General features: G+C 42.0%; 12 protein-coding genes, 1 pseudogene and 1 riboswitch. Of the genes and pseudogenes, 7 read left to right on the top strand and 6 right to left on the bottom strand.

Annotated features, from left to right (window positions below):
* The first annotated feature begins 372 nt into the window (after window positions 1–372).
* Window positions 373–1,653: an MDR family MFS transporter gene (locus J7I93_RS09645; protein ID WP_214725659.1), complete on the top strand. Its 1,281-nt coding sequence runs from the start codon at window positions 373–375 to the stop codon at window positions 1,651–1,653.
* Window positions 1,654–1,859: 206 nt separating this feature from the next.
* Window positions 1,860–3,092 (top strand): aminopeptidase, encoded by a 1,233-nt coding sequence (locus J7I93_RS09640; RefSeq protein WP_214725658.1) that lies wholly within the window; start codon window positions 1,860–1,862, stop codon window positions 3,090–3,092.
* Window positions 3,093–3,135: 43 nt separating this feature from the next.
* On the opposite strand, the gene J7I93_RS09635 is transcribed toward J7I93_RS09640, so the two are convergent.
* The 5 genes from J7I93_RS09635 to queF form a co-directional block, all read right to left on the bottom strand.
* On the bottom strand, window positions 3,136–4,326 hold the full coding sequence (locus J7I93_RS09635) for a hypothetical protein (protein ID WP_214725657.1): 1,191 nt from the start codon (window positions 4,324–4,326) through the stop codon (window positions 3,136–3,138).
* Window positions 4,327–4,604: 278 nt separating this feature from the next.
* Entirely contained in the window at window positions 4,605–6,047 is a 1,443-nt protein-coding gene (panF, locus tag J7I93_RS09630) for a sodium/pantothenate symporter (protein ID WP_214725656.1), read from the bottom strand.
* On the bottom strand, window positions 6,044–6,334 hold the full coding sequence (locus J7I93_RS09625; RefSeq protein ID WP_214725655.1) for a YhdT family protein: 291 nt from the start codon (window positions 6,332–6,334) through the stop codon (window positions 6,044–6,046). Before J7I93_RS09625 ends, panF begins: the two co-directional genes overlap by 4 nt.
* A 178-nt stretch (window positions 6,335–6,512) precedes the next feature.
* Window positions 6,513–7,145: a queuosine precursor transporter gene (locus tag J7I93_RS09620; RefSeq protein ID WP_214725654.1), complete on the bottom strand. Its 633-nt coding sequence runs from the start codon at window positions 7,143–7,145 to the stop codon at window positions 6,513–6,515.
* A 16-nt stretch (window positions 7,146–7,161) separates the two neighbouring features.
* Window positions 7,162–7,659 (bottom strand): preQ(1) synthase, encoded by a 498-nt coding sequence (gene queF, locus J7I93_RS09615; protein ID WP_214725653.1) that lies wholly within the window; start codon window positions 7,657–7,659, stop codon window positions 7,162–7,164.
* A 110-nt stretch (window positions 7,660–7,769) separates the two neighbouring features.
* A riboswitch (PreQ1 riboswitch) is annotated at window positions 7,770–7,815 on the bottom strand.
* 322 nt (window positions 7,816–8,137) lie between these two features.
* Here queF and mscL point away from each other — a divergent pair.
* From mscL to J7I93_RS09600, 3 genes and pseudogenes are all read left to right on the top strand, one after another.
* Window positions 8,138–8,506 carry a large conductance mechanosensitive channel protein MscL gene (gene mscL / locus J7I93_RS09610; protein ID WP_214725652.1) on the top strand — a complete coding sequence of 123 codons (369 nt, stop codon included), beginning with the start codon at window positions 8,138–8,140 and terminating at the stop codon, window positions 8,504–8,506.
* Between the two features lie 72 nt (window positions 8,507–8,578).
* A complete protein-coding gene (locus J7I93_RS09605; protein ID WP_214725651.1) occupies window positions 8,579–9,223 on the top strand; it encodes a Bax inhibitor-1/YccA family protein in 645 nt (214 codons plus the stop codon).
* 230 nt (window positions 9,224–9,453) lie between these two features.
* A pseudogene (locus J7I93_RS09600) lies at window positions 9,454–9,891 on the top strand (peroxiredoxin-like family protein); the annotation flags it as partial.
* Window positions 9,892–9,903: 12 nt separating this feature from the next.
* On the opposite strand, the gene J7I93_RS09595 reads toward J7I93_RS09600, so the two are convergent.
* The gene (locus tag J7I93_RS09595; RefSeq protein ID WP_214725647.1) at window positions 9,904–10,629 is read right to left on the bottom strand and encodes a 5-formyltetrahydrofolate cyclo-ligase; all 726 of its coding nucleotides are present in this window, start codon (window positions 10,627–10,629) and stop codon (window positions 9,904–9,906) included.
* A 560-nt stretch (window positions 10,630–11,189) separates the two neighbouring features.
* Here J7I93_RS09595 and J7I93_RS09590 point away from each other — a divergent pair.
* Together J7I93_RS09590 and J7I93_RS09585 are read left to right on the top strand one after the other, a co-directional pair.
* A complete protein-coding gene (locus J7I93_RS09590) occupies window positions 11,190–11,957 on the top strand; it encodes a gluconate 2-dehydrogenase subunit 3 family protein (RefSeq protein ID WP_214725645.1) in 768 nt (255 codons plus the stop codon).
* Between the two features lie 51 nt (window positions 11,958–12,008).
* Window positions 12,009–13,724 carry a GMC family oxidoreductase gene (locus tag J7I93_RS09585; protein WP_214725643.1) on the top strand — a complete coding sequence of 572 codons (1,716 nt, stop codon included), beginning with the start codon at window positions 12,009–12,011 and terminating at the stop codon, window positions 13,722–13,724.
* The last annotated feature ends 125 nt before the right edge of the window (window positions 13,725–13,849 follow it).

The following is a 13,849-nucleotide window of genomic DNA, read 5'->3' as shown; positions in this document are numbered from 1 at the left end:
ACAGGCCAATTTAACAGAGCCTTAACAATAAAAATAAGGTTGGTTGATTGGAGCGTAAGGTGCGAGATCCTCGAAAATGCATTCGCATTTCCTTCGTGCGGTGATTCTCGAGGATGCTTATCCAAAGTCCTGCGGGAGGCTCACCGCCCGCCCCGCGGTTCGCTGAGCATCCTGGAGCGGAAATCAACCTCTCCACACTCTTTGTTTTTTAATCACAAAATCATAATAAAACAACAATTTTTAGAAAAGAGCCATGTGAAAAGGCCGAACCCAATATGGTTTGGCTTTTTTCATAGATAAAAACATCTTGTCTTTTGTTCAAACTTGGTAGTATGATAGCGTTATTCTGGTAATCGAAGTCGAGGAAACAGCATGAGAATAAGAGAATGGGATAAGAATTTAAAGGTGAGATTATTTGGGGAAGCGCTAATGAATATTACGTTTTGGATGTTCTTCCCGTTTTTAACGATTTATTTTGCGGATGAATTCGGAAAAGACAAAGCCGGGTTATTGCTCATTTTTTCGCAGGTTTTTTCTGTGCTGGCCAACTTAATGGGAGGTTATTGTGCCGATCGATTCGGCCGAAAGAAAATGATGGTTCTATCAGCCTTTGGGCAGGGAGTATCCTTTTTCGTTTTCGCCTTCGCGAGTTCTCCCTGGCTGGATTCTCCTGTGCTTGGCTTTGTCTGTTTTGCTCTAGTGGGTGTCTTCAGTTCATTTTATTGGCCGGCTAGCCAGGCGATGGTAGCAGATGTGGTGGATGAAAAAGATCGCAGCCATGTATTTGCTATCTTTTACACATCGATTAATATAGCTGTTGTTGTGGGGCCAATCCTGGGAGCTATCTTTTATATTCATTACCGCTTTCAGCTTCTTATAGCCGCTGGCCTTATCTGTATGCTTTTAGCCATTATTCTTGGAAAGTGGACAAGGGAAACAGCTCCTAAGCAGTCTTATGTATTGAGCGAAAAAGGCAAGTGGTATTCCTTTTTATTAAAGCAAGTGAAGGATTATGGCATTATCTTCAGTGATAAAACATTTCTTCTGTTTATTATTGCTGGGATTCTGGCAGCGCAAACCTTTATGCAGCTTGATCTATTAATACCTGTCTATGCAAATGACTTTGTTAAAGATCAGCAGCTCTTTAAATGGGGTGAATGGTCTTTTCATGTCCATGGAGAGCAGGCCTTTGGAATTCTGCTTTCTGAAAACGGCTTTCTTGTAGCTCTATTTACCGTTGCCGTAACGAAAATGATGCTAAAGTACAAAGAAAGAAATGTCTTTATCTTATCTTCACTCACCTATGCTGCGGCTATTATTATGTTTGGCCAAACACAATGGATTTGGGGATTAATCCTGGCAATGGCTGTCTTTACACTGGGCGAATTAATGACCGCTGGCCTGCAGCAGAGCTTTGTATCAAAAATTGCCCCTGAGCATATGAGAGGCCAATATTTTGCTGCAGCCTCCCTCCGATTTACCATCGGAAAGACCATTGCTCCTATCTCCATTCCGCTAACGGTCTGGATCGGATATGATTGGACATTTATCATCCTGGCTTTCCTGGCCGTATTAAGTTCATTCTTATATTGGCTGATGTTTGCACTTCCCGGAAGGAGCAGGACAGTTAATCCTGAAAAGGAATCTGTATAAGATTCCTTATTTTTAGCTCTTATATAGCCAATTGGGTTTAAATGGAAATCAACACCCAATTTAAATAGATCATTTATTATAATCCAATTTCAGCCCTGAGATGGAGTCAGCAGGTTCTCCGGAATGATTTTAAATTCAATATGTTTCTTTTTCCGAAAAGAAAAGCTACAATTGATAATGAAGATTCTGACAAAGGAGAATACATAATGAGCAACTTTCAAACTAATTTAGAGAAGTACGCTGAGCTGGCTGTTAAGGTTGGCGTGAATGTCCAAAAGGGCCAGACACTTGTTGTTAACACAACGCTTGATGCAGCAGAATTTGTCCGTGTGGTTGTAAAAAAGGCTTATGAAGCGGGTGCACACAATGTTGTTGTAAACTGGAGCGACGACACGGTTACACGCACAAAGTATGATCTGGCTCCGGATGAGGCTTTTACAGAGTACCCGGAATGGCGTGCCAAAGAAGTAGAAGATTTGGCTGAAAAGGGCGCGGCATTTATGTCTATCGTATCAGCAAGCCCTGATTTGCTGAAAGGCGTAAAATCAGAACGGATTGCCAGCTTCCAAAAGGCTGCAGGAACGGCGCTTGCCAAATACCGCAAGTTTATTCAATCCGATAAAGTCAGCTGGACTGTAATTGCTGCGCCTTCTCCAGCATGGGCAAATATGGTATTTCCTGACGTACCAGCGGAATCCAGAGTGGAAATGCTTTGGGATGCTATTTTTAAAGCAACTCGAACAGATCTGGACAATCCGGTTGAAGCTTGGAAAAAGCACGATGAAACACTTCATGAAAAAGTGGATTATCTGAACAGTAAGCGTTATAAGAAGCTTCACTACAAAGCTCCTGGAACTGATCTTACAATTGAGCTGCCAAAAGGCCACTTATGGGTTGGAGCAGGCAGTGTAAATGAACAGGGACATGAATTCATGGCAAACATGCCTACGGAAGAAGTTTTCACCGTTCCTTATAAAACTGGTGTTAACGGCACAGTTTCCAGCACAAAGCCATTAAGCTATGGCGGAAACATCATCGACAACTTCAGCCTGACATTTGAAAATGGACGCATTGTGGATGTTAAAGCAGAAGAAGGCGAAGAAATTCTTAAGCAGCTTGTTGAAACGGATGAAGGCTCGCACTACCTTGGTGAAGTAGCCCTTGTTCCTTACAACTCGCCAATCTCCCAGTCAAACCTGCTTTTCTATAATACTTTGTTTGACGAAAATGCATCCAATCACCTTGCTATCGGCAGTGCATATGCATTCTGTATCGAGGGCGGAAAGAAAATGTCCAGCGAGGAGCTGGCGGAAAACGGCTTGAACGAAAGCTTAACACATGTTGACTTTATGATTGGCTCTGCTGAAATGGATATCGATGGCATCACCGAAGACGGCAATGCTGAGCCAGTATTCCGAAAAGGCGATTGGGCTTTTTAAGGTTAATTCAAGATTATCATTTCAATAAAAAAATCATGCGGAATTATTCCGCATGATTTTTTATTGTTTTAGTTAAGTATATTTTGCTGACCTGTCCCTCTTCATCAGAAAAAACTTCGATGGAGTACTTATCTGCCGTGTAAACCGAAATGGTTCCATCTGAATTCGGTTCATCTACTACTTCAGCTGGATTTCCAAATAGGGTCTTTATCTCATCGATCGTAGTTCTCATCCGCTGACCAGGGATGGAAATAGCAGTTACATTACCGGTTTCACGTTCGTAGTAATAGGTAATGTCCGGGTACCTGACATACGGGCTATCATCTTCGGATTCCTTATCTATAAAGTCCGGCTCTGATTTCATAATTTCATTTATATTTGTGCCAATTGGATAAGGACTTCCAAGCGGAATTCCTTGTTTTGCTTTTTCAATTACATCACTGCTAAGTTCAAGATTTTTAAATGGGTAATAGAAGGCTTCATCTTCTATCCATTGATTCATCCAGCTGGCATTGTTTACGCTCTCTAGCTCTTCACGATCGTGAAGAGTCAGGGAAAGGGTTTCCTCGTTAAAAAGCCATGTTGAAAAAACCAATTTATCTTGTTTGCTTTGGGCAGTTTGGATAAATTTCTGGTTTACTCTCTTTATTTTAGCCAGTGAAGAAGTGATGACTTCCTTCTCGGAATGAATCTCGATTATTTCACCATCTTTAATTGCCAATAAATGGCCCTTGGCTTCGTCCTTACCTTTCGGCTGAAAAACTGAAATGATTGTCTTATTTCGCATTTTTAATGTATACGCTTGTTCCTTCGAAGGGTTAAAAACCATTTCACCATTCTCACTAAGAACATCCTGTTTAAAAGCAACATCAGATTCCTTTTCTGCCAAATAGACCGAGTAATTTCCTCTATAGTAGGAATCACCTTTTTTGCCTTTTTGGCTGTCTGTCTCCAGGATTGTATCTCTTTCATGTTCTGCATAAAGATATACGGTATATTTTAGTTTCCCATCAGCAGCTTCAAATTGGTATAAAGACTTATTATTAAGCCAAGCAGTATCTTTTTTCTCTTTCCCCTCTGTTTTTACAGCAGGAAATTTATTTTCTGACTCAACTTTATCTTCTTTTTTAAAAGTAACATCCTCTGTATTTAAGGAAGCATTGGTTTCACTTGAACAGCCTGCTATTACAGACGATAACATGACCATCGATATGATATATATAAAATTTTTCATTGTAATCTCCCTAATGTATTAAAAACATTTCCATTTAAAGTCAAATGTTACAATAACTTTGCCTTTAACCTACTAAGTGTAACAAATAGGGATAGTTTCTACAAATCTACCAATATGCTCATTTTTTTATAAAAACAAGCATTTCCTTTCATATCCTCTGTTTAAGGCAATTCTCCTGCTTCAATCAAACGTTTGATTGAATCGGGTTCCGGCCAAGTATATCAATGGATCCAGCCTCAAAAGCAAAGCAGGCTCCGTTATAACTGGAGCCTGCTTTTTTATATTTCAGCAGCTGCTGACATGGACTTTTCGGTAAAAAGGCTTACTGCTACATAAGTTAGCAGTGATAATGCAATAGGCAAAACGACTGTATTCATGCCTAACGCATTTGGATAAAAGGTATGAAAGAGGATATAGGAGCCTGTTCCAGTAAGCATGGAGGCTACTGCGCCGAACTTATTCCCTTTTCTCCAATACAGACCGAGCACAACCGGCCAAATGAAGGCTGCTTCAAGCCCCCCAAATGAGAATAGGTTCAGCCAAATCAACAAGTCAGGCGGACTGAGGGCCATTAAAAACACCAGGACGCCCAAGAGAGCTGTAACACTAAAGCTCATTTTTTTAATAGTGTTTTCACTGGCATCAGGCTTTATATAATTGATGTACACATCTTTTACTATGGCTGAACTAACAAGCAGAAGCAAGGAATCAACGGTTGACATGATAGCCGCCATCGGAGCCGCCAGTACAATTCCAGCCAGCCAGGGTGGAAGCACTTCCATTGCAATCATCGGCATGACTTTGTCCCCTACTTCAATCCCCGGAAGAATCGGACGGGCAAATACACCGATTAAATGCATGCCAAGCATGATAGAGCCAACCACCACGGTCCCAATAATAATCGCCCGGTGCATGGCTTTTGCATTTTTATAAGACATGGCTCTCACTGCAACCTGCGGAAGACCAACAACACCAACTCCCACCAAAATCCAGAAAGAGGAAACATATAAAGGCGTAAGCCCGCCATCAAAACCATATGGAGTAATAAGATTCGGGTTTTCTGCCGAGAGGTCACTGATAATATTGGATATTCCTCCCCCTGCCACAATGACAGCAATTAGAAGGATCAAGGTTCCAATAAACATAATCGCTCCCTGGACAGCATCGGTCACCGCTACTGCACGGAAACCTCCTATAACCACATAAACCATTACAGAAGCTGCAAAAATAAACAATGCGGAAATATAGCTTAACCCTGTCAATGACTCAATTAATCTTGCACCGCCAACCCATTGAGCCGCCATTGCGGAAAATAGGAAAATAATGATGCTGAGAGCTGAAAGCCAGACGACCCATTTGCTGTTATATCTTTCTTTCAGGAAATCTATGAGCGTGACCGCATTATACTTCCTCGCAGTGATGGCGAATTTCTTACCAAGGACCATAAGAACGAAGTAGCCTGTAACCACCTGTGACATGGCAAGCAAAACCCAGCCAAGCCCTTGTGTATATGCTACACCGGGACCTCCAATAAAACTGCTGGCACTTCCGTACGTAGCAATCATCGTCATTGCCAGGATAAACCCGCCCAACTGCCTTCCACCCAGAAAGTAATCCTGAAGAAATGAATTGCCTGATTGCATTTGCCTGCTGGACCAAAAGCCAATAAGAAAAATAATGACTAAAAAGATGAGAAGAGGAGCCACGACTTCCCAGTTCATTCGGAATCTCCCCCTTCCGCCCGATCTTCAAAAGGCACTTCTTTAAAAAGGAATCTAACGGCTGCAGTTACCAGCACCACCATAATAAGAAAGCCCGCTACACAGCTATAGAAAAACCAGGCCGGCAATCCAAAGATGTATGTATATTCCTCTGCGGGACCCGAGCCCATTCCATAGGCAAATCCATACCACCATATAAAGTTAAAAAGAACGAGTGCAATTCCGATCCATGCCTCTTTTTCAGCAATTTTAAAGCGAGGATCTTTTTTATGTCTATCTATCTTCATCTTTTCCCCCTTCAGTGCTTTCTTTTAGTATGTATTAATTGGAAGGTATTCTTGCATTCGGTTAAAAGAATACAGAATATTCCCTAAACATAATCCCATTAATATTATTTTTGTGCAACAAAAAAAGCAGATTGCTCTGCTTTTTTGATACTATTTTAAAAATGAATTTAATGCAAGCTCATGCCGCAGCATTTGCTTCACCGCCAGTACGTTCCTTTTTTGCCATTTTAACAAATAAATAGACTAACGGTGTATCAGCAACCGCTACGGTAAATTTAAAGATATACTGAGTAGCCACCATGCCCATTAAAGCCCCAAGCGGCATTGTGCCAAAGAAAGCAATCAGAATAAAAACCGTTGTGTCAATCAGCTGGCTGGAGGCCGTTGAGAGATTGTTGCGAATCCACAGCTTTTTGCTGCCGTGCTTTTCTTTCAACTTGTGAAAAACAAACACATCAAGATTTTGGCTTACCAGGTAGGATATTAGGCTGGCAATGGTTACCCTGAAGCTGCCGCTTAGGATCGTTTCAAACTCGGCTTGTGCACCGAAAAAAGGTGCGGAAGGAAGGTGGATGGCCGTGAAAATAAAAATCGCTGCCATCAGCTGAGTCACAAATCCGGCAAATACTGTTTTGCGCGCCGCTTCTTTGCCGTAAACCTCACCAATAATATCTGTAATTGGATACGTAAATACATAAACGATTACAGCAGCGGGCAGGATCGCCCAGCTTCCGATGCTGAACAATTTAACAGCCAGGATATTTGATAATATAAGCAGCCCTGCAAAGGCTGCATTTAAATATAAAAGCAAAGATATTCACCTCTCATTAACGATTGTCAATCGTCTCCGGATAAAGATCATGGTTCATTAAGCGGTAATCCGCCATTTTTTCATACTTCGTGCCCGGCTTGCCATAGTTGCAATAAGGGTCAATCGAAATCCCGCCTCTTGGCGTAAACTTGCCCCATACCTCAATGTAGCGCGGGTCCATCAGTTCGATTAAGTCGTTCATAATGATATTCATACAGTCCTCATGAAAATCGCCATGGTTACGGAAGCTAAAAAGATATAACTTCAAAGACTTGCTTTCAACCATTTTTTGATCTGGGATGTAGCTGATATATATGGTCGCAAAGTCCGGCTGACCCGTTTTCGGACACAGACTCGTAAACTCCGGGCAATTAAATTTTACAAAATAATCGCGGTTTGGATGCTTATTATCAAAAGCCTCCAAAATCGCAGGCGAGTATTCAAAAAGATACTTCGTGCCCTGATTTCCCAATAATGTAATATCCGTTAATTCCTCATCTTTTCTTCCTGACATAAAAAAAGCCTCCCTTTATAAGATCCCGCGGCATCCAAGAGAGGTCCAAAACACAGCCTGAAAAAACAAAAACCATATCCTCTCTGGATATGGTTGATTATTGTATAATCAAAGCCATAGTTTTTTATAGAGGGTGAAGCTATGAACCTCTCCCGTTGACACGGGAATATTCTAAATGTAATTGTCATAGTTACTATAGAGAAAAAGCTTGTTTCTGTCAACGGATATTTTAGGAAAGGACCAGGGCCTTTACTCTAAGTTTTGAAGAGAGAAACAATAGCAGCTGCTTTGATGCCGGCTCTCCTTTTTTTCTTAGATTCTTCATATACCTGGGTTTTGGAGGCATTTATTGCTGTATATAAAGATTTGTCCTCCTTCGTTAGAGGTTTTCTTCATTTAAGTACTGACCTATCTAGTCTTTCCCTTTCCGTTCATAGTATAATAACGGTAATTTGTACAGAAAGGTGATAGGGATTATATGTGGAATGAATTTAAAAAGTTTGCTTTAAAAGGGAATGTTTTAGATTTGGCTGTTGCAGTTATCATCGGAGCAGCTTTCGGAAAAATTGTTTCTTCCCTTGTAGATGATATAATTATGCCGCTTGTTGGGCTGCTATTGGGAGGAGTGAATTTCACAAACCTGATGGTCAAAGTGGGAAGCGCCGAGGTAAAATACGGTTTATTCCTGCAAAATATTGTTGATTTCCTGATCATTGCATTCTCAATTTTTATGGTTGTAAGGATGATAAACCGCTTCAAAAAGAAAGAAGAAGCCAAGCCTTCACCCGTTATAGATAAAAATGTGGAGCTTCTAACAGAAATCAGGGATCTATTAAAAAACAAATAAAATCCTGAAACCTCCTTAACAGGTATTCCGTATATACATATATAACAATTACAATAGAGGAGAAATGAAAAAATGTATGTACAGCACACTGCAAACAGCAATGGCTACTTGCCATCTGTACTGAGGGCATTTGCACTATCATTAGGAATTGCTTTTATCGGGACGATGGCCGGCGTGTTTGTTCCGCCTGCACTGTTTCTGCCGTTAGTTATTCTGGAAGTCGGAATGCTGCTTTTCGCCTTTCTGCTTCGCCGCAAAAAGGCGATCGGTTACACCTTCCTTTATGTGTTCACGTTTATCTCAGGGGTAACAACCTATCCAATTGTGGCCCATTACCTTGCTGCCATTGGACCGAACCCTGTCCTGGTTGCTCTTGCGACAACTACAGTCGTTTTTACAGGCCTAGCAGTTTACGCTACTACAACCAAACGCGATTTATCATTCCTGGGCGGCATGCTTATGGCTGCATTGCTTGCACTTATTGCGATTTCCATTTTTAATATCTTCTGGCCGCTAAGCTCTACCGGAATGCTTGCCTTCTCTTTCATTGGAGTGCTGGTATTCAGCGGATATGTACTATTCGATTTCAACCGCATGAAGCATTATGGTGTTTCAGCTGAAGAAGTGCCTTTAATGGCTCTTAATCTATATCTTGATTTTATCAACCTGTTCATCAATATCCTGCGTATTTTCGGGATTCTGGGAAGCAGGGACTAAGAAAAGCAGGAGCAGATCCTGCTTTTTCTTTTTGCACAGACAGAGCATTATTTCTGTATTCCTTTGTAAAGGTTCGGTATGATCTAAAGTATCTCTTGAAAGGCGGTAAATACATGAAATACATTCTAGAAACCCAGAACCCTGAACAAAACATTACCCTGGACCAGGCAATCCATGGCCAATATACCATGGCTGTATTCGTCCGCCACCTTGGCTGACCAGTTTGCAGAGCCTATCTTGCGCAGTTGCGCGAGCGAATAAACGAAGTGGAGGCAAGAGGCTTTCAGGTTATTGCCATCGCTCCTTCTAAAGGACCTTTCATCAAACAATTCCTTGACCAGTTTGGTCCCTACCCATTTCCAATCCTCGGCGATCCATCCAGGGAGTCTTATAAGGGCATGGGACATAAAACGATGCCAAAATGGAAGCTTCTTTCCAAAGCAGCATTTAGTTTTATAACCGGAAAGGTTAACGGATTTATTCCTAAGGATGAAAAGCAAAAGGAATTCGTAATGAAATCCATGAAAACACAGGATGTCTATATTCAAGGCGGAACCTGGCTTTTCTCCCCAAATGGAAAGATATTGTGGAACCATATTGATGAATCACCTGAAGATCACGCAAAGATTGATGATGTTATAAAGAAAATGGACGAAGTAAAAGGCTAGAAGGCAGCCTTATCATTTGGCTGCCTTCCCTTTTGTCATCTCCCATATTTCCCGCAAAACTGGCATTTCTTCCATTTCCTCTTCGGTCACAAGTTCCCATTGAATGCCATCCGGTTTTGGATAAGGTGTATTCGTTTGAATCAGCTCCTTTTCGGTTGCAATCCAGTCCACCGTCAAATCGTAGGGATCTCTTGGTATATCTGCACCTGTGACCTGGGCGCTATTAGCCGTTCCAATCACAGGGATGGGAGGATTGCCAAGCTCCCTGATAATCGCATATTCCCGGTCAGCATACCCCTCGCCCTTCCCAACTCGCCTTCCATCCCTATGAAGCCCCACAGATCCTGCAAAAAATAAATCGATCACAGGAAGTTCAGTAAGAGGAATTTCCTTTCCGTATGAATGTATATGCTTAAGGCTCGCGGCTTTTCGTTCTTCACCGGCAGGAACCCATTCCGGTTTTACCATAATAAAGCCTGCTCTCAGTCTTGGAGTCGGCACCAGCAAAGTCTTACCGTCTTTTAAAACTTGTGTGCGGATCGGCAGCTGCGGACTATCAGGATTCACTTTTATGACTTTTGCTTTTTTGTATTCGGGCATACTAAAAACAAATTGTGCCGCCTTTTCAGCACCTTTGAAATTGGGAATTCTATTTTTCAGCGGAAAAGGAAAACGTCCAAGCTTATTTTCCTCAAGATAATTCCATATGTATTCACGAATTTCTTTCTTTGTATTCAATGCATTCACTCCCTATCCTTTTATTTTATCCATCTTATATAAAACTGAATAGAAAAAGGGTTTTTAATTACCAAATATTTCTTATAAGAAAAATGTTTTGGGACAGGTCATCGTGGTAAACAGATAATGCAAGGCCAATAACAAAACAGAAGGGACTGGTTCACGATGAAAAGCGTAACAGCGACTTCAAGGTTCGTCATTGGCATTGCAAGAAACCAGGGAGGATTTGCAGAGCGTTCGAAAGGCACTCTCGTCTATAACCGATATATTTAAGATCGGTTCGATCCTATGCATATCGTAACTCCTTAGGTTGTCCGTCATCGGACTTAAAAAAGGTGCAGACCAAGCGGTTTGCATCTTTTTTAATGTCCACGAAAAAGCTTCTTCACTAGATTCCTTCCCTACCGTTTTAATTTCAAGTTATTTTTTTCCTATCTTTCCTTCCCTATATTTCAAAATTCTCCCTCTTTTTTTTCTGCCGCCTTATTAAATTTTTTTAAACTTTGTTTAGATATGAATATCTTTTTCCATAATGCCTAATAAAAGGAGGTTTCCAGTTAATGTCTGAACATGAAAATAAATCAGAATCAACCATGTCGCGAAGAAAATTTATCCGCAATTCCGGCTTAGTTGCTGGTGGATTGGTAGGCGGAGGGATTCTTGGCGGGCTGATTGGAGCCAACATGAATAAAGATGACGGCACTGCCACTGAAGGTAACGAACATGAAAATGGACATGACCAGGTTGCATTCCAGCAGTCACCCCTTTATTTTACCAATCCAGAGATATTCGGGATTCTGCAAGCCGCTGTAGAAAGAATTTATCCGAAGGATGAAAACGGGCCGGGGGCAAATGATTTGGATGTTCCCTTTTTCATTGACCATCAGCTGGCTGGTTCATGGGGCCACAATACAAAGGAATATATGCAGGGCCCTTTCTTTCCCGGTTCAAACTTTCAGGGGTATCAATCCCCTCTTAAACGCCATGAAGTCTTTGATGTTGGCCTGGTCGCTCTTCAAACCTACAGCAGGGATAAATTTAAAAAGCCTTTTGCTGAACTGGAAGGTGAACAGCAGGATGAAATCCTCACTGCCTTTGAAGAAGACAAAGTGGAGCTGCGGGGCGTTACTTCTAAAACGTTCTTTAGTATCCTGCGGGCCGCAACCATAGAGGGTGTGTATGCAGATCCTGCATATGCAGGCAATAAGAATATGGAAGGGTGGAAAATGAAAAACTTCCCAGGCCACCAAATGAGCTATATTAACCAAATTGAGTCCGAGAAATTCGTTGAAATTAAACCGAACAGCCTCCATGCATATACGAAATAATCGGAATTTGAAAGAATTTAAATTTATTTTCCACTATCGGGAGGGAAGAATATGGCTAAAACATTGCCAAAAACAGATGCAGTCATTATAGGAGTCGGCTGGGCAGGAGGAATTCTTGCCGCCGAGCTTGGAAAGCAGGGAATCAAGGTTGTCGGCCTTGAACGAGGAAAAGAACGCGGTGTGAAAGACTACTATGTAGTCCATGACGAGCTTCGCTATGGAATTCGCTATGAATTAATGCAGGATCTTTCAAAGGAGACCATTACCTTCCGCAATCACGCCAAGGAAAGGGCCCTTCCCATGAGGCAGCTTGGTTCCTTTTTGCTTGGTGAGGGCTTAGGCGGATCAGGTGTCCATTGGAATGGTCATACCTTCCGCTTTCTGCCCTATGATTTTGAAATAAAATCGCAAACGATAAAAAAATATGGCGAAGCAAAGGTAAAGGATCTCGGCCTTCAAATTCAGGATTGGGGCATTACCTACGATGAACTTGAGCCTTATTTTGATCAATTTGAAAAAGCTGCGGGGATTGGCGGAGAGGAAAGCGAGCTCGGCCCTAAAAGATCGAACCCTTACCCGAATCCTCCAATGAAGGAAACGCCTATTACTGCAAGGTTTAAGGAAGCGACCAAGTCGTTAGGAATGAAGCCTTATCAAATGCCTTCCGGGAATATGAGCCAAGCTTATGAAAACCAGTATGGCGCCAAGATGGCCGCTTGCCAGTATTGCGCTTTCTGTGAGCGCTTTGGCTGTGAATATGGGGCTAAAGCAGACCCAACCGTTGCCGTTATTCCTTTTGCCAAAGAAACGGGAAATGTTGATATCCGTAATTATGCGAATGTAACAGAAATTCTTCATGACGGAAAAAAAGCAACTGGTGTCAGATATATTGATGTCCAGACGAAAGAAGAATTTATCCAGCCGGCTGAAATGGTCATTGTGACAAGCTATGTCATGAATAACACCCGCCTTTTGCTTACTTCCAAGCTTGGCCGTCCCTATAATCCTGACACAGGTAAAGGTGTTATTGGAAAGAATTACTGTTATCAGATACTTCCTGGTTCTGCAGGCTTCTTTGATGAAGAACAATTCAATACGTTCATGGGTGCTGGTGCTTTGGGGGCGACAGTCGATGATTATAATGGCGATAATTTTGACCATTCCGATCTTGACTTCATCCACGGCGGTTCCATATCCATTAACCAATCCGGCTACAGGCCAATCCAATATAATATGGTTCCGACCGATACACCAAAATGGGGCAGCAAGTTTAAGGAAAATTCAATCAAGTATTTTACAAGAGCACTAAGCATCGGTACACAGGGTGCATCCATGCCAGTCAAGACTAATTACATGGATTTGGATCCTTCCTACAAAGATGCCTATGGACTCCCGCTCTTGCGTATGACTTACGACTTTACTGAACAGGATAAAAACCTTTACAACTACATTGGCAGTATCACAGACAAGATAATGAAAGAAATGGGCCCTTCGAGAGTTAATGACCGACAGCAGCTTGAGCATTATGATATCGTCCCTTATCAGACAACTCACAATACGGGCGGTGTCATTATGGGAGCAGACCCGGAAACTTCTGCGGTCAATAACTACCTCCAGATGTGGGATGCGGAAAATGTATTTGTCATTGGCGCATCTGCTTTTGCCCATAATGGAGGCTATAATCCTACAGGAACAGTGGGAGCACTTGCCTACAGGGCAGCAGAGGGCATTATTAAATACAGCAAAGAAGGCGGCCTGCTTGCATAAAGAGGAAGCGCCGGACTTCCACCTAAAAAGGAACGCGGACTAAAACCGCTGCGTCCTCCCAAAACCTGCACTTTTGGGAGAACGATAAGTTACTGACGAAGCTTTCCTTTTCCAGGAGCTTAAGA

This window comes from Bacillus sp. ISL-47 (genome assembly GCF_018613175.1).
GTDB lineage: Bacteria > Bacillota > Bacilli > Bacillales > Cytobacillaceae > Cytobacillus.
Note: the sequence above shows the minus strand (reverse complement) of the source record. Positions and strands in the feature narration are given on the sequence as shown.

Bases quoted from the DNA above. Each gene is read 5' to 3' on its own strand.
- J7I93_RS09640 (WP_214725658.1), top strand. From the start codon at position 1,860: ATGAGCAACTTTCAAACTAATTTAGAGAAGTACGCTGAGCTGGCTGTT.
- queF (WP_214725653.1), bottom strand. From the start codon at position 7,659: ATGTCAGGAAGAAAAGATGAGGAATTAACGGATATTACATTATTGGGA.
- J7I93_RS09645 (WP_214725659.1), top strand. From the start codon at position 373: ATGAGAATAAGAGAATGGGATAAGAATTTAAAGGTGAGATTATTTGGG.
- J7I93_RS09585 (WP_214725643.1), top strand. From the start codon at position 12,009: ATGGCTAAAACATTGCCAAAAACAGATGCAGTCATTATAGGAGTCGGC.
- J7I93_RS09635 (WP_214725657.1), bottom strand. From the start codon at position 4,326: ATGAAAAATTTTATATATATCATATCGATGGTCATGTTATCGTCTGTA.
- panF (WP_214725656.1), bottom strand. From the start codon at position 6,047: ATGAACTGGGAAGTCGTGGCTCCTCTTCTCATCTTTTTAGTCATTATT.
- J7I93_RS09590 (WP_214725645.1), top strand. From the start codon at position 11,190: ATGTCTGAACATGAAAATAAATCAGAATCAACCATGTCGCGAAGAAAA.
- J7I93_RS09625 (WP_214725655.1), bottom strand. From the start codon at position 6,334: ATGAAGATAGATAGACATAAAAAAGATCCTCGCTTTAAAATTGCTGAA.
- J7I93_RS09605 (WP_214725651.1), top strand. From the start codon at position 8,579: ATGTATGTACAGCACACTGCAAACAGCAATGGCTACTTGCCATCTGTA.
- mscL (WP_214725652.1), top strand. From the start codon at position 8,138: ATGTGGAATGAATTTAAAAAGTTTGCTTTAAAAGGGAATGTTTTAGAT.